The organism is Arthrobacter sp. 9E16, from assembly GCF_002929435.1.
In the GTDB taxonomy this organism is placed as follows: Bacteria; Actinomycetota; Actinomycetes; order Actinomycetales; family Micrococcaceae; genus Arthrobacter_B; species Arthrobacter_B sunyaminii.
In genome coordinates this window covers 556,404-570,830 of the sequence record NZ_PJIU01000003.1, presented here as the reverse complement: position 1 = coordinate 570,830, position 14,427 = coordinate 556,404, and the positions used below count along the sequence as shown (strand labels likewise).

The following is a 14,427-nucleotide window of genomic DNA, read 5'->3' as shown; positions in this document are numbered from 1 at the left end:
GTTTATGCGGTGTTTACTCGGTGGTCCGAGTTAGCCCTGAACGCCGAGGCGTTCCAGGATCAGCTCACGCACGCGGCCGGCGTCGGCCTGTCCGCGGGTGGCCTTCATGACGCCGCCAACAATCGCGCCGACGGCCTGGACCTTGCCGCCGCGGATCTTGTCCGCAACGTCGGGCTGGGCCGCCAGGGCGGCGTCGATGGCTTCAAGCAGGGGGCCGTCGTCGGACACCACGGCCAGGCCGCGCGCCTCAATGACTTCCTCCGGGGTGCCTTCGCCGGCGAGGACGCCGTCGAGCACCTGGCGGGCCAGCTTGTCGTTGATCTTGCCGGCCTGGATCAGGCGGTCCAGTTCAACGATCAGCTCAGGCGACACGCCAACCTCGGTGGGGTCGACTTCGGCTTCCTTGGCCCGGCGGGACACTTCGCCCATCCACCACTTGCGGGCAACCTGTGCGGAGGCACCGGCAGCAATGGTTTCCTCGATGGAGTCCATGACACCGGCGTTGACCACGTCGCGGAACTCAGCGTCCGAGTAACCCCAGTCGGCCTGCAGGCGCTTGCGGCGCTCGGCGGGCGGCTCGGGCAGGCGGGAACGCAGTTCCTCGATCCATTCCGGCGTGGTAACCACGGGAACCAGGTCGGGCTCCGGGAAGTAGCGGTAGTCATCGGCGTCGGACTTGGGCCGGCCCGACGTCGTGGAGCGCGTGTCCTCGTGCCAGTGCCGGGTTTCCTGGACAATCTTGTTGCCGGATTCCAGGACAGCGGCGTGGCGCTGGATCTCGAAGCGGACGGCGCGTTCGACGGCGCGCAGCGAGTTCACGTTCTTGGTTTCCGAGCGCGTGCCGAACTTTTCCTGGCCGTACGGGCGCAGCGACACGTTGGCGTCGCAGCGGACGTTGCCGCGTTCCATCTTGGCGTCGGAGACACCCAGGTTCTTCACGATCTCGCGGACCGCGGCCACGTAGGCCTTGGCCAGCTCGGGTGCGCGGGAACCGGCACCTTCGATGGGCTTGGTGACAATTTCCACCAGCGGAACACCTGAACGGTTGTAGTCCACCAGGGAGAAGTCGGCGCCCTGGATGCGGCCGGCGGCCCCGCCCATGTGGGTGAGCTTGCCGGCGTCCTCTTCCATGTGTGCGCGTTCGATTTCGACGCGGAACACGGTGCCGTCTTCGAGCTCAATGTCCAGGTAGCCGTCGTACGCAATGGGATCTTCGTACTGGGAGGTCTGGAAGTTCTTCGGGGTGTCCGGGTAGAAGTACTGCTTCCGGGCGAAGGTGCAGGATTCGGCGATCTTGCAGTTCAGCGCCAGGCCGATCAGGATCGAGTACTCCACGGCGGTCTTGTTGACCACCGGCAGCACGCCGGGCATGCCGAGGCACACGGGGGTGACGTTGGTGTTCGGCTCGTCGCCGAAGACGTTGGGCGCATCGGAGAACATCTTGGTGTTGGTGCTGAGCTCCACGTGGACCTCAAAACCGAGCACCGGATCGTACTTCTCCATGGCCTCTTCGAAGGACAGGGTGTCGTCCTGGATGTGCACAGACATTACTTCACTCCTCCGAGTACGGGTGCAGAGGCCAGCAGCGGGCCGCCCCACTTCTTTTCCAGCATGCCCTCAAGCGCTGCGCCAGCGCGGTAGAGGCGGGCATCTTCCCGGACCGGAGCCAGGAACTGGATGCCCACGGGCAGTCCGTCAGCCAGGCCGCCGGGGATGGAGATGCCCGGAACGCCGGCCATGTTGGCCGGAATGGTGGCAACGTCGTTCAGGTACATGGCCAGCGGATCGTCCAGCTTCTCCCCCAGCTTGAACGCCGTGTTGGGCGAGGTGGGGGAAATCAGGACGTCGGCCTGGGTAAACGCGGCGTTGAAGTCGCGCTGGATCAGCGTGCGCACCTTCTGGGCCGAGCCGTAGTAGGCGTCGTAGTACCCGGCGGACAGGGCGTAGGTGCCCAGGATGATGCGGCGCTTGACCTCGTCGCCGAAGCCGGCGGCGCGGGTGGCGCCCATGACGCGCTCAATGGTCATGGGACCGTCGGCGGGCAGGGCACGCAGGCCGTACCGGACGCCGTCGTACTTGGCCAGGTTCGAGGAAGCCTCGGACGGCATGATCAGGTAGTAGGCGCCCAGGGCGTACTTGAAGTTGGGGCAGGAGACCTCGACGATTTCCGCGCCGGCATCCTTGAGCAGTTCCAGGGATTCGGAGAAGCGGGCCAGGACGCCGGCTTCGTAGCCTTCGCCCTGCAGTTCCTTGATGACGCCGATGCGCATGCCGGCAACGTTGCCGTTGCGGGCGGCTTCCACGAGGTTGCCTACGGGGTCCGGCAGCGAGGTGGAGTCGCGGGGATCGTGTCCGCCGATGACTTCCTGCAGCAGGGCGGCGTCCAGGACGGTGCGCGATACCGGGCCGATCTGGTCCAGCGAGGAGGCCATGGCAATGGCGCCGTAGCGCGAAACCCCGCCGTAGGTGGGCTTCACGCCCACGGAACCGGTGACGGCGGCAGGCTGGCGGATGGATCCGCCGGTGTCGGTGCCCAGCGCCAGGGGTGCTTCGAAGGCTGCCACGGCTGCTGCCGAACCGCCGCCGGAACCGCCGGGAATGCGGTCCAGGTCCCACGGGTTGCGGGTGGGGCCATACGCGGAGTGCTCGGTGGAGGAACCCATGGCGAATTCGTCCAGGTTGGTCTTACCCAGCATCGGCATGCGTGCGGCACGGATGCGGGTGATCACCGTGGCGTCGTACGGGCTCATCCAGCCCTCGAGCATCTTGGAGCCGGCCGTGGTGGGCTGGCCCTTGGTGACGATGAGGTCCTTGATGGCGATGGGCACGCCGGCGAGGGTGTGCAGGGTTTCGCCGGCGGCGCGGGCCTTGTCGACGTCGGCCGCAACCTGCAGCGCTTCGTCGGTGTTCACGTGGAGGAAGGCGTTGACGGCGCCGTCCACCTCGGAGATCCGGTCCAGGTGGGCCTGTGTAACTTCGACGGCGGATACCTCGCCGGCGGCGAGCTTGTCTGCCAGGACGGCAGCGCTCGAAGTAATCAGTTCATTCATGGAAGTCTTTACTCCTCATCCAGGATGGCAGGGACCTTGAAACGGCCGGCCGCATTGTCGGGAGCACCGGAGAGCGCTTCTTCATTGGTCAGCGTCTGCCCTACAACATCCTCGCGGAACACATTGAACAGCGGGATGGGGTGGGAGGTAGCCGGGATGTCCTCACCGGCAACTTCGCTTACGGATTTGATCGAATCAACAATGACATCCAGTTCGCCGGCCATCTTGGCCAGTTCATCCTCGGTCATCTCAATGTGGGCCAGATGCGCCAGGTGCGCCACAGCCTCACGATTGATCTCAGACATGAGTCTCCCATGCGTCTTTTTTCGGATAAAAGGTATCCGTCCCAGTCTACGGCGTTTGGTGCTGCGGTTTTCCGTGGTCCGCGGGTGCACCCCGAATCGCTGAACTCCCATCCTGGCCAATCCGTAGAACAGATAACGGGCTCAAATCGACGACGGAAGCCCGTTGTCTGTACTACGGACGCCGCGTGTTCAGGACCTCGCCGCGTGAAGAACCTCCGCGCTCCCAGGACCTCGGCGCGCTGGGGTCGCCCGCAGCCGGCGTCAGAGCGCCAGGCGGAAGACCCAGAGGAGGATGTCCTCATCGGGCACGGTCCAGTCACGCTCGGGCACCCGCTCAAACCCCATGGACTTGTACAGGGCGTGGGCGTTGGTCATCGGGGTCATGCTGGTCAGGCTGACGGCGTGAATGCCGTCGAGGCTGCGGGCATACTCGATGACGGCGGCCACCAGGGCGCGGCCGACACCGCCGCGTTGGAGGGCCGGATCCACTGCGAGCATGCGGAATTCCAGCTCGCCCTCAATCGCAATGTCGGTGTACGGCTGCCCGGCGAAGGTGATTGCGGTGGACGCTGCTACCTTGCCGTCCAGTTCGGCCACCCAGAGCAGCGCGTTGGCCGCACGGTCCTCAACGTTCTCCAGATCCTTGACGTAGGGGTTGTCTGCTTCGATAAACCCGGCGCTCAAATAGGCATCGCGGGTGATCCGGCGGATTTCGTCAAAGTCTGCCTCGGTGGCCTGCCGGACGGTGATGCTCATGCGCGTTACGAATCCTTACGTGGTTCTTGATTTCCACCGTAGATTCTAGCTCCGCAGATCACCGGTCCTTCGCCGGCGGTGATGCCGGACACGGCTGTTTGGCGGCAGCCGGTCAGCGGCGCCGGGCAGCCGCGGCGCAGGTAACGCAAAAGCGTGCTTCAGGCCGAATTTCCAGGCGCTCGGAAGGGATCGGATTGCCGCACATTTCACACACCCCGTAGGCACCTTCGTCCAGCCGGACCCGTGCATCCAGCAGCTCAATCAGCGACTCTTCGCCGGCGGCGAGCAGTGCCATTTCATTGTTGCGTTCAACGGAGACGGTGGAGCCCTCGGGGTCATGTTCGTCGTCGGCCGGTGTGTCCTTGGCAGCCAGGGTCACTTCGCGGATGTCCGCCACGACGGCGGCAATCTTTTCCCGGGCCTGGCCGATGCGCTCGTCCAGCAGCTCGGCGAAATGGGCTGTGTCCAAATCGGCAGGGGTGGGACGCTTGGGCGCCGGGACTCGCGCAGCTGCGGCAGTGGATGTCTTCCGGGGGGCAGCAGTTGTCTTACGGGTCATGGATTCCTCCTGGTCCGAAAATGCCAAGCAAGTGTCCCTAATTATCCGCGCCTTGCCCGGAAAGTCCCGCCCCTGCGACGGCCTCTCCCCTCAGGGCTTAAAGCTGGGCGGAACCGGCACAGCAAACGCACAGTAACGGGTACTTACGAAAGGTGCGTGATCCTCCCGCACCAGGCATCCAGCAGCTCGCGGTCATGGCTCAGTGCCAGGACCCCGAGGCCGCGGGCAGTGACCTCCTCGCCGATAATCCGGACCACTGCGGCAGTGGTGGCGGCATCAAGCATGGCGGTTGCCTCGTCGCAGATGAGGTAATCGGGTTCGGCGGCCAAGGAACGGGCAAGGCAGGCCCGCTGGAGCTGACCGTCGGACACCTCATGCGGATACCGGTCCAGCAGGTCGCCGGTCAGCTGGACCCTGGCGGCGAACTGCCGCACGCCTGCGTCCACTTCCCTGCGCCGGCCGGAACCGCGGCCACCGCCCATCATCCCCTCGGCGATCACTGCGCGCAGCGTCATGCGGGGGCTGCAGGACCGCCGTGGAGACTGGAACAGCATGGCGACTGCGCCGTCACCCGCCGCCTGGACAGTCGCACCGTTGCAGGTCACGTGCCCGGTCGACGGCGGCATCAGGCCGGCCAGCACCCGGGCCAGCGTCGTTTTGCCGCTGCCCGAGGGCCCGGCCAGACCAACTTGGCTGCCCGCCCCGATGCTCAGGCTCACGTTCCGCAGCACCGTCCTGCCGCCGTAGGAGAACCCCACGTTCACCGCACTCAGCTCACCGGGCATGGTCCGCCTCCAGTTCTGCGGCGGCCCGCAGCCGGTCCGCGTACGTATAGTCCGGCGGCAGATTTGTCAGTTCCGGGGGCAGGCCCGGCATCGGATGCAGCCCGTTGGCGGGAAGGGCCGCGAGCAGATCCATGGTGTAGGGCTCGGCCGGCGCAGTGAGGATCCGCGCCGCCGGACCGGTCTCAATGATCCGCCCCGCGTACATAACGGAGAGTTCGTCGGCGGTGCGGGACTCGGCGAGCGCCTGCAGGTCATGGGTGATCAGGACGACGGCGGTGCCGGCGTCCGCTGTGGCGCGAAGCAGTCCCAGGGTGAGCTGCGCCAGATGCGGGTCCAGGCCGGAGATCGGTTCGTCCGCCACCAGCACATCCGGGTCCCCGGCAAGGGCGAAGGCAAGGGCTGCACGCTGCAGCATGCCGCCGCTCAGCTCATGCGGAAACGCGTCCATCGCCCCCGGGTCCAAATTGACCCGGGCCAGCAGTTCCTGCGCGGTGGCCTTTCCCCGAAGCTCGCGAAGTGTTTCCCGCAGCTGTGCTCCCACCCGGCGGACCGGGGTGAGATAGGTGGCGGCGGACTGCGGCACGTAGCCGATCTCCCGCCCCCGCAGCCCGGCTGTCCGGGCGGCCGCGGCACGCCCCGCACCGGTCAGAGCTGTCACCCGTCCGTCACGGTCAACGTATTCCAGTTGTCCCCCGGCCAGCGTGCCCGCCGGCAGCATGCCGAGGATTGCAGTGGCCAGGGTTGTCTTTCCGCAGCCGGACTCCCCCACGACGGCATGGACCCTGCCGCGGCAAGCGGTGAAGTCAACATCGGTTGCCGCGTGCACCCACCCCGCCTTCCCGCGGATGTTCACCGGTATCCGGACAGTGTGTCCTTTGGCCCTAATGGCAACACTCATGAGCGGCCTCCTGTTTTGGATACGAGCCCGGCCCCGCAGGCAGCGATTGCCAGGGTGGTGCAGACGAGAAGCAGCGCGGGGAACGCCAGCGCCCACCATCCGCCGAGCATCACTTCCGCCTGCGCCTCCTGGAGCAGTGTGCCCAGGGAGGCCCGGTCCGGGGACAGGCCAAGGCCCAGGAAGGAAAGGGTGGATTCGTGCCAGATGGCATGCGGCAGGAGCATCACGGTAGCCACCGTTCCCTGTCCCAGAGCCGCGGGGAGGAAATGCCGCCAAAGCACCTGGGCCCGCGTCCCGCCAAGGAGATAGGACGCTTCCACATACTCAAGGCCGCGCAGGGACAAGACTTCTGCGCGGACGATCCTTGCAACCTGTGTCCAGTGCGTTAGGGCGATCGAGGCAATGATGGCCGTCACCGATCCCCTGAACATGGCCACGATCACCACTCCCAGCAGCAGATGCGGAACAGCATTGACGGCATCGATGCACCGCATGATGATCCGGTCCGCGCGGCCGCCCAGCGCCGCCGACACCGCACCCACCAGCATTCCCAGGACCATCGCCAGCACCGCACAGAGCACGGCGATCAGCAGCGAGACCCGCAGCCCGGAAGCCAGGCGGACAAACAAGTCGCGGCCGGCATGGTCTGTTCCGAACAGATGGGCGGACGACGGCGGCAGGCGGGCTGAGCTGAAATCGGTCAGCTTCTGGTCGGTGCCCGCCAGCATCGGAACCAGCACGGCATAGGCAACGATTCCGGCCAACACGGCCGCACCCAGGAAGGCACCGGCCCGCTTTCCGGCGCGGCGGCGCTCCGGGGGAACCACCTCGCGCAGAACGGGTGCGCCTCCGGAACTGGAAGTCGCGGGACTGGAAATTCTGGGACTAGACATCGGCGGTCACCCTCGGATCGAGCAGCACGTACAGAAGGTCCGCAAGCAGGGATGCTCCCAGAACGGCGACGGTGGTCAGCACTGTGAGCGCGGCCAGCAGGGCAAAGTCCAGTGCCTGCGCTGAGGACACCACGGCGGCAGCCAGTCCCGGCCAGGAAAACACCGTCTCGATCAGCACGGCGCCAACGATCACTTCCGGAAGCCTGGATCCGAGCACGGCGATGAACGGCGCCAGCGCTGCGGGCAGCACATGTTTGCGGACCACGGTCCGCTCGGGCAGCCCGCGGAGCCGGGCCCCGCGCACGGCGTCGGACCCCAGGATCCCTGCCGTGGAGGCACGCAGGGAAAGCACCAGCCACGGCAGCTGCGACAGTGCTGTGGCCAGGACCGGCAGCACCATGTGCCGTGCCACCTGACCGGCGCTGAGCTCGGCCCCGGGATCCGTCAGTCCTCCGCCGGGGAACCACCCGGTGGCAACAACGAAGATTCCCAGCAGTCCCAGCGATATGACAAACGGAGGCAGTCCCTGGAGGACGGTCGCCGCGGCGCCCACGGCCCGGTCCAGCAGTCCGCCCGGACGGTGTGCGCACCGCACTGCTGCCAGGAGTGAAGAGACCACGGCAAGGAACAATCCGGTTCCGGCGACCAGCAGAGTCCAGGGCAGGCGCTCGGACAGCACCGCCGTCACCGGCTGCCGGAACACCCGCGAATAGCCCAAGTCGCCGGTCAGCGCCGAACCGATCCACTGCCACCACGCCCAGAACCAGGAGGTCTCCAGGTTGAGGGCCTCAGTGAGCTGCCGCCGCTGTTCAACCGACGCCTGCACATACCGGTCCCCCAGGTAGGCGGCCAGCGGATCGAAGGGCGAGATACCGGCCAGCAGGAAAACCAGCAGGCTCACACCCAGGACCACGGGCACCGCGAGGACACACCGGCGGAAGATGATGATTCGCAGATCCGCGCGCCGGTGCCTGCGGCGCTCCCGCCGGCTGGGCAGCAGCGGTGCTTCCGCGGGCACCGGCTACTCCCGCGTCCAGTCGCGCAGGCTCCACCAGAAGCCCCACCCGACGTCGTGGGCATGCGGTTCCAGGACGGTCTGGACGTTTTCCCAGCCCATATCCCGCTGTATGTAGTTGTGGTTGACGAAGGCCAGCATGACGTAGCCGGGTTGCTGGATGTACAGGTCCTGGACGGCCCGGTAGTGGGCTGTCCGTTCTGCGGGATCCGCACTTTTCCGGGCTGCCTCCAGGTGGGCGTCCATCTCAGCGCTGCCGGTGTTGCCCGGATTGGCAAAGGGTGAACCTGTTCCCGGGACTGCCGTATGCAGGGTCTCGAACAGCTGCGAGTCCAGGTCATAGGGCTTGTCGCCGCCGCCCAGGAGGATTCCGACGTCGTTGCGCCGTTCCTCGATGACGTTCCAGTCCGTGCCGAGAAGCGTGACGTCCACCCCGAGCTTGGACATGTCCGAGGCAAACGCCAGCGACAGGTCCCGCCGGAGGGTGTCACTGGCGTTGTACGCCAGTTCAAAGGCCGCCCGTACACCATCCCTGGTCCGCACTCCGTCCTCACCCGCGACCCAGCCGGCATCGTCGAGGAGCGCTTTGGCACCCTCGGGGTCAAACGGAAAGACGGCCTCCGGATCGAAGGCGTTCCCGTAGACGGATGCCACCGGGGTGTGGGCGGGAACGCCGCGGCCGTCCAGTACGTGGTCCACCATGCCCGCGCGGTCAACCGCCAGGTTCATGGCCAGAACCGCTTGGGGGTCGCTGGCGAAGGCGTTGCCGGAGGGCAGGGACAGTCCCCGCCAATCAGCTGTGCCCACGGCTTCATGGGAATACCCGGTCTTATCCTCGTAAGCTGCGGCCAGCCGCGGCGGCAGGACGGTTCCGTCAATCTCTCCCGACTGAAGCCGCTGGGCCCGCGAGTTGTCATCAGGCACGCGGATGATCGTCACCGTTTTCACTTCCGGAGCACCGTTCCAGTAGTCCTCATTGGCGCTCAGGACCAGCTCATCGGGGCGCAGCGACGTGAGCGTATAGGGGCCTGTCCCCACCGGGTCGGTGTTCAGGGATGATTCGGCGGCCAGCCCCGGCATCAACCGCTCCGACGGCGCAATGCCCAGCAGCAATCGGCTGGCGAATCCCGAGTAAGGATATTTCAGGGTGAAGGTGACGGTTCCGTCCGGTCCGGTGGTGACGTCCTGAAGCATGTCATAGGAAGGGGCCAGTTCGGAGGCCGAGGCCGGGTCGATGACGGCCTTATACGTGGCAGCAACATCCTCGGCGTCCAGCGCGGTGCCGTCGGTGAACTCCACGCCGTCGCGGAGACGGACAGTCCATTGGGTGCCTTCGGCGTTGCTCTGCGGCATCTCTGTTGCCAGCCAGGGGACGAGGTCCGGCAGGGATGAGGAACCGTCCGTGGGCGCGAGCCGCAGGAGCCCGTCATAGATTTGCGACTGTCCGCTGTCTCCATGGCCTCCCACGGGATTGAACCGGCCAAGTTCATTTGCATCCGCAAGCACCAGGGCTGCACTGTCCGGGGACTCCTCCGGGGCCGCTACGCAGCCGGCCACTACTAGCAGCAGCAGGGCTGCTGCTGCTACCCGGGGCAGGTCCCGACACCGGATTTCTGACATGTGGGCTCCTGACGACGTATGCATGCCTGTGCACATAACGATGAATCAATACCTACCCCGCCACCATCCTCTCCGCCCAAAAACACTCTGAAACTTGTCTTTGCGTTACCTTCCCCCGGGGCGCTGACCCCGTTGTGCGGCGTGGCGGCGCTCTGCAAGGATTCAGAGGTATGCGAGGTGTGCGAGGATTTCGAGGTATGAGACCCCTTCCGCCCGGTGCCGTCATCGACGCTGTAGCTGACGTACCCGGCACCGTGGATGTGCCGGGATGGGCCGCCCGTTTTGACCTGATTTCCGATCCGACCCGGCTTAAGCTGCTGCTGTGCCTGCACTTCAGTCCGGATATCTCGGTGACCCGGCTGGCCGCCGCCGCCGGGGTGTCACAGACCGTGGTCAGCCAATCACTGCGCCCGCTGCGGGACCGGGGGTGGGCGGTAGTGGACAAAGTAGGCCGTGAGCACCGCTACCGGCTGGTGGACGAATCGCTGCATACCCTCCTCCACACCATCGGCGCCCCGCATGCGCACTGATCGCACGCCAACTGATACTGCAGGAAACTGCGGTGCAGACAGCATTTCTTTGCACACCGAAGAACCGGGGATTTGCAGTGGTTGACGCGCACTACGACGAGCCGCGTCTGGTGGCCCTCTACGACGAGGACAACGCCGGCCGATGGGACGTCGATTTTTACGCAGGGATGCTGGGCACGCTCAGCGAGCAGTTAGGTCCGCTGAGGATTGCCGACGTCGGCTGCGGCACGGGCAGCTTTGCCGTGGAGCTGGCGCGCGCCGGTCATACCGTCACAGGTATTGATCCGGCTCCGGGAATGCTGGCTGCGGCCCGTTCGCGCGACGGCGCCGAGCTGGTCACCTGGCTGGAGGGGACAGCGGCCGATCTGCCCGCTGGCCCCTTCGACGCCGCGGTCATGACCGGCCATGCGTTTCAATGCCTGCTCACCGAAGGTGAGATCCTGTCAACGCTGGAGGCGGTGCGCTCCCGGTTGACGCCCGGCGGAACCTTCTTCTTTGAGTCCCGGAACCCGGCAGCCAGGGCCTGGCTGGAGTGGGACAGCAGCAGTGCGGGGCCGGAGCTGCAGGAATCCTCGGCCGGGACGCTGGAAGTTGAATGGGAGCTGATTGCCGCGGTGGAGGAGCCCGACGGCGTTGTGGTCACCTTCGAGGACCGCACCCGTTTCCTGGCCGACGGCGCGCACTTTGCCAGCCGCAGCACCCTCAAATTCACTCCCTCGGGTGTGCTGGCCCGGCTGTTGGAGAAAGCCGGATTCAGCGAGGTGGACTGGTACGGCGATTGGAACGGCGGGGCGCTGGAGCCCGCGTCCAGCCGGGAAATCATAGTGGCGGCGCGCACGCCTTCCTGAGGCAGCTGCCCGGCCGGAGACCGGTTTCCAACGGGTACCGCTGAGCCCCGGTGTCAGGACACGACTGCGGCGCCGGCGGCGGTCACTGCCTGAAGCCGCTCGGCATCGCTGCCCGGAGTCCCCGGCCTGCGCACCGGAACTCCGGCTTCTTCGGCAATCAGCGCACCGGCGGCATAGTCATATTCGTTAAGCCCGCGCTCCAGGTAGGCGTCCAGGGTTCCGTCCGCCACCATACACAGGTCCAGGGCGGCGGATCCGAGCCGGCGGACATCGGCATACCCTGCCGCCAATTCCGCGAGCGCCGCGTACTGCTCGTCGCGCACTCCCCCGTCATAGGAGAATCCTGTGCCCAGCAGCTTGCCCACCCGCTCCGGATCCGGGCCCGTCAGTCGCCGGACGCTGCCGTGCTCGGCCAGCCAGGAGCCGTGCCCGCGGGCGGCCGAATAGACCCGCACCAGCGCCGGAGCGTGGACGACGCCGGCCAGCCAGACGCCGTCGTCGTTCGCTGCCGCCACAGAGGTGGCGTAGTAGACGATGTTGCGGATGAAGTTGGTGGTGCCGTCCAGCGGATCGATGGACCAGCGGATGCCCGAGGCGTTGTCCGGCACGCTGGCGTCCAGCTCTTCTCCGGTGACCGCGTCCTGCGGACGGCGGCGGGCCAGGACCTCGCGGACGGCACGCTCGGCGGCCGTGTCGAACTCCGTGACCCAGTCACCGGCGGCACTCTTGTTCACGGCGTTCAGGCCGTCTGCGGTGCGGCGGGCAAGCACGGCTGCACCGGCCGCCGCAGCCTCCCTTGCCACATCCAAAAGCTCCAGCGGATCGTCTCCGGGAACGGCAGCACGGTCCGGAAGCGGCGGCGTCATGCCGTGCCCTCTTCCTGCCGTGTGTCCTCCTCCGACAGGGTGCCGTCCAGCAGTGCGCGGAAGCCGTCTTCATCCAGCACCGGCACACCGAGGGACTCCGCCTTGTCCAGCTTGGTGCCCGCGTTCTCCCCCGCCACCAGATAGTCGGTTTTCTTGGAGACCGACCCGGAGGCCTTCCCTCCGCGGGTGATGATGGCTTCCTTTGCCTCGTCGCGGCTGAAGTTCGGCAGGGTTCCGGTGACCACAATGGTCATGCCTTCAAGGGTGCGGGGCATCGTTTCGTCGCGTTCGTCGGCCATCCGCACACCGGCGGCGGCCCAGCGGTCCACGATCTCGCGGTGCCAGTCCTCGGCGAACCACTCCGTCAGGGCCGCCGCGATGGTGGTGCCCACGCCGTCGACATGGGCCAGCTGCTCTTCCGAGGCGGCACGGATAGCGTCCATGGAACCAAACGCGGTGGCCAGCGCGCGGGCCGCCGTCGGGCCCACATGCCGAATCGACAGAGCCACCAGCACCCGCCACAGCGGCTGGGTCTTGGCCTTCTCCAGCTCGGTAAAGAGCTTGCGGGTGGTGGCGGTGGGTTCGGAGGGCTTCTTGGCCGTTCCCTTGGAATAGAAGTACGGAACCAGTTCGGTGCCGTCCACCACGCCCTTAACCCGCTTGGGGCGTTCAATCCGCACATCGGCCAGATCCTCGACCTTGAGGTCAAACAGGCCGGCCTCACTGGTCAGCGGCGGGATCTGGGGCTCGGTGGGCTGCGTCAGGGCAATGGCCGCCTCCCAGCCGAGCGCTTCAATATCGAAAGCGCCGCGGCCGGCGAGGTGGAAAACCCGCTCCCGCAGCTGAGAGGGGCAGGACTTGGCGTTGGGGCAGCGGATGTCAACGTCCCCTTCCTTGGCCGGTTTCAGTTCCGTGCCGCAGGAAGGGCAGTGCGTGGGCATTACGAAGTCCCGTTCGCTGCCGTCCCGGAGGGCGACGACGGGGCCCACGATTTCCGGAATCACGTCACCGGCCTTGCGCAGCACCACGGTGTCGCCGATCTTGACGCCCTTGGCCTTGACCACGTCTTGATTGTGCAGTGTTGCCATTTCCACGGTCGAGCCGGAGACGGAGACCGGCGTCATCATCCCGTAGGGCGTGACGCGGCCGGTGCGGCCCACATTCACCCGGATGTCCAGGAGCTTGGTGTTCACTTCCTCCGGCGGGTACTTGTAGGCAACCGACCAGCGCGGCACCCGCGAGGTGTGGCCGAGGGCGCGCTGCAGGGCAAAATCGTCCACCTTGACCACAATGCCGTCGATCTCGTGCGAGAGGTCGTGGCGGTGCTCCCCGTTCACGGCAATGTAGTTGAGCACCTCGTCGTAGCTGTCCAGGACCTTGTAATACGGCGACGTCGGCAGGCCCCACTCTTTTAGCAGCTCGTAGGTTTCGGATTGGCTGGCTGCCGACAATCCCTCACGGGCGCCGATGCCGTGAACATACATGCTCAGCGGGCGCCGGGCAGTAACTTCGGGATCCTTCTGCCTCAGCGATCCGGCGGCGGCGTTGCGCGGATTCGCAAACGGCGCCTTTCCGGCTTCAACCATGGACTCGTTCAGGCGGGCAAACTCCTTGGAGGGGATGAAGACCTCCCCGCGGATTTCCATTTCCGCAGGGATGTCCTCTCCCGTGAGCACCCGCGGGATGGATTTAATCGTGAGCACGTTGTGCGTAATGTCCTCACCGGTGGTGCCGTCGCCGCGGGTGGCCGCCCGGACAAGCTCCCCGTTGCGGTAGAGAAGATTCACGGCCAGGCCGTCAATCTTGAGCTCCGTCAGCCACTTGATCTTGGCGTCAGGGGCAATGTTCGCCACGGACGCTTCGGCCTTGCGCACCCAGGCGTCCAGTTCATCCAGCGAGAAGACATCCTCCAGGCTGTACATGCGCTGAAGATGCTCCACCGGAGTGAACGCCGCTGAGATCTCCCCGCCGACTTCCTGGGTGGGCGAATCGTTGGTGACCAGTTCCGGATGCAGCGCTTCAAGTTCCTCGAGCCGCCGGTACAGTTCGTCGAACTCCGCATCGGAGACGAGCGGAGCGTCTTCGTTGTAGTACGCGAAACGGTATTTGCGCACCTGGTCCGCAAGATCCTGGTATTCCTCACGCAGGTTGTCGCTGGGCGGGGTGTCAGTGCTGACCGATTCGACGGCGGCTGCGGTGTCCATGGTTTCCGGGGATGTCTTGGCTGTGCTCACCTAATCAATCTTGCCCCATTCCACGCCGCCGGGGCAGTCCTGCCTTCCCGGCCGCTGCCCCGCCGCGC

14 protein-coding genes are annotated in these 14,427 nt (G+C 66.2%); 2 read left to right on the top strand and 12 right to left on the bottom strand.

The window, feature by feature from the left end; translation table 11 throughout:
• Positions 1-30: 30 nt before the first annotated feature.
• From gatB to CXR00_RS14815, 10 genes are all read right to left on the bottom strand, one after another.
• Complete coding sequence (gatB, locus tag CXR00_RS14860; RefSeq protein ID WP_104055300.1) at positions 31-1,548, bottom strand: Asp-tRNA(Asn)/Glu-tRNA(Gln) amidotransferase subunit GatB; 1,518 nt, start codon at positions 1,546-1,548, stop codon at positions 31-33.
• Entirely contained in the window at positions 1,548-3,050 is a 1,503-nt protein-coding gene (gene gatA / locus CXR00_RS14855; RefSeq protein WP_104055299.1) for an Asp-tRNA(Asn)/Glu-tRNA(Gln) amidotransferase subunit GatA, read from the bottom strand. The genes gatB and gatA overlap by 1 nt, the downstream gene beginning before the upstream one ends.
• Positions 3,051-3,058: 8 nt before the next feature.
• Entirely contained in the window at positions 3,059-3,355 is a 297-nt protein-coding gene (gatC, locus tag CXR00_RS14850; RefSeq protein ID WP_104055298.1) for an Asp-tRNA(Asn)/Glu-tRNA(Gln) amidotransferase subunit GatC, read from the bottom strand.
• A 261-nt stretch (positions 3,356-3,616) separates the two neighbouring features.
• Positions 3,617-4,111 carry a GNAT family N-acetyltransferase gene (locus CXR00_RS14845; RefSeq protein WP_104055297.1) on the bottom strand — a complete coding sequence of 165 codons (495 nt, stop codon included), beginning with the start codon at positions 4,109-4,111 and terminating at the stop codon, positions 3,617-3,619.
• A gap of 112 nt (positions 4,112-4,223) precedes the next feature.
• The gene (locus CXR00_RS14840) at positions 4,224-4,670 is read right to left on the bottom strand and encodes a TraR/DksA C4-type zinc finger protein (protein WP_104055296.1); all 447 of its coding nucleotides are present in this window, start codon (positions 4,668-4,670) and stop codon (positions 4,224-4,226) included.
• A 143-nt stretch (positions 4,671-4,813) separates the two neighbouring features.
• Positions 4,814-5,455 (bottom strand): ABC transporter ATP-binding protein, encoded by a 642-nt coding sequence (locus CXR00_RS14835; protein WP_104055295.1) that lies wholly within the window; start codon positions 5,453-5,455, stop codon positions 4,814-4,816.
• Positions 5,445-6,353, bottom strand: coding sequence for an ABC transporter ATP-binding protein (locus tag CXR00_RS14830; protein ID WP_104055294.1), 909 nt, complete (start codon positions 6,351-6,353; stop codon positions 5,445-5,447). Before CXR00_RS14830 ends, CXR00_RS14835 begins: the two co-directional genes overlap by 11 nt.
• The gene (locus CXR00_RS14825) at positions 6,350-7,246 is read right to left on the bottom strand and encodes an ABC transporter permease (RefSeq protein WP_104055293.1); all 897 of its coding nucleotides are present in this window, start codon (positions 7,244-7,246) and stop codon (positions 6,350-6,352) included. Before CXR00_RS14825 ends, CXR00_RS14830 begins: the two co-directional genes overlap by 4 nt.
• The gene (locus CXR00_RS14820) at positions 7,239-8,264 is read right to left on the bottom strand and encodes an ABC transporter permease (RefSeq protein ID WP_258060507.1); all 1,026 of its coding nucleotides are present in this window, start codon (positions 8,262-8,264) and stop codon (positions 7,239-7,241) included. The genes CXR00_RS14825 and CXR00_RS14820 overlap by 8 nt, the downstream gene beginning before the upstream one ends.
• A 3-nt stretch (positions 8,265-8,267) precedes the next feature.
• Entirely contained in the window at positions 8,268-9,881 is a 1,614-nt protein-coding gene (locus CXR00_RS14815) for an ABC transporter substrate-binding protein (RefSeq protein WP_104055292.1), read from the bottom strand.
• Positions 9,882-10,078: 197 nt separating this feature from the next.
• Between CXR00_RS14815 and CXR00_RS14810 the strand changes: the two genes are divergently transcribed.
• Together CXR00_RS14810 and CXR00_RS14805 are read left to right on the top strand one after the other, a co-directional pair.
• Complete coding sequence (locus CXR00_RS14810) at positions 10,079-10,411, top strand: helix-turn-helix transcriptional regulator (protein WP_104055291.1); 333 nt, start codon at positions 10,079-10,081, stop codon at positions 10,409-10,411.
• A 32-nt stretch (positions 10,412-10,443) separates the two neighbouring features.
• Positions 10,444-11,259, top strand: coding sequence for a bifunctional 2-polyprenyl-6-hydroxyphenol methylase/3-demethylubiquinol 3-O-methyltransferase UbiG (locus CXR00_RS14805; protein WP_219816028.1), 816 nt, complete (start codon positions 10,444-10,446; stop codon positions 11,257-11,259).
• A gap of 53 nt (positions 11,260-11,312) precedes the next feature.
• Here CXR00_RS14805 and CXR00_RS14800 read toward each other — a convergent pair whose 3' ends face one another.
• Together CXR00_RS14800 and ligA are read right to left on the bottom strand one after the other, a co-directional pair.
• Positions 11,313-12,125: an inositol monophosphatase family protein gene (locus CXR00_RS14800; protein WP_104055290.1), complete on the bottom strand. Its 813-nt coding sequence runs from the start codon at positions 12,123-12,125 to the stop codon at positions 11,313-11,315.
• Positions 12,122-14,329, bottom strand: a complete 2,208-nt coding sequence (gene ligA, locus CXR00_RS14795; RefSeq protein ID WP_104055289.1) for an NAD-dependent DNA ligase LigA — start codon at positions 14,327-14,329, stop codon at positions 12,122-12,124. The genes CXR00_RS14800 and ligA overlap by 4 nt, the downstream gene beginning before the upstream one ends.
• Between the last annotated feature and the right edge of the window lie 98 nt (positions 14,330-14,427).

Excerpts from the sequence above, each read along its gene's own strand:
- gatB (WP_104055300.1), bottom strand. The coding sequence starts at position 1,548 with ATGTCTGTGCACATCCAGGACGACACCCTGTCCTTCGAAGAGGCCATG.
- gatA (WP_104055299.1), bottom strand. The coding sequence starts at position 3,050 with ATGAATGAACTGATTACTTCGAGCGCTGCCGTCCTGGCAGACAAGCTC.
- gatC (WP_104055298.1), bottom strand. The coding sequence starts at position 3,355 with ATGTCTGAGATCAATCGTGAGGCTGTGGCGCACCTGGCGCATCTGGCC.
- CXR00_RS14845 (WP_104055297.1), bottom strand. The coding sequence starts at position 4,111 with ATGAGCATCACCGTCCGGCAGGCCACCGAGGCAGACTTTGACGAAATC.
- CXR00_RS14840 (WP_104055296.1), bottom strand. The coding sequence starts at position 4,670 with ATGACCCGTAAGACAACTGCTGCCCCCCGGAAGACATCCACTGCCGCA.
- CXR00_RS14835 (WP_104055295.1), bottom strand. The coding sequence starts at position 5,455 with ATGCCCGGTGAGCTGAGTGCGGTGAACGTGGGGTTCTCCTACGGCGGC.
- CXR00_RS14830 (WP_104055294.1), bottom strand. The coding sequence starts at position 6,353 with ATGAGTGTTGCCATTAGGGCCAAAGGACACACTGTCCGGATACCGGTG.
- CXR00_RS14825 (WP_104055293.1), bottom strand. The coding sequence starts at position 7,246 with ATGTCTAGTCCCAGAATTTCCAGTCCCGCGACTTCCAGTTCCGGAGGC.
- CXR00_RS14815 (WP_104055292.1), bottom strand. The coding sequence starts at position 9,881 with ATGTCAGAAATCCGGTGTCGGGACCTGCCCCGGGTAGCAGCAGCAGCC.
- CXR00_RS14810 (WP_104055291.1), top strand. The coding sequence starts at position 10,079 with ATGAGACCCCTTCCGCCCGGTGCCGTCATCGACGCTGTAGCTGACGTA.
- CXR00_RS14800 (WP_104055290.1), bottom strand. The coding sequence starts at position 12,125 with ATGACGCCGCCGCTTCCGGACCGTGCTGCCGTTCCCGGAGACGATCCG.
- ligA (WP_104055289.1), bottom strand. The coding sequence starts at position 14,329 with ATGGACACCGCAGCCGCCGTCGAATCGGTCAGCACTGACACCCCGCCC.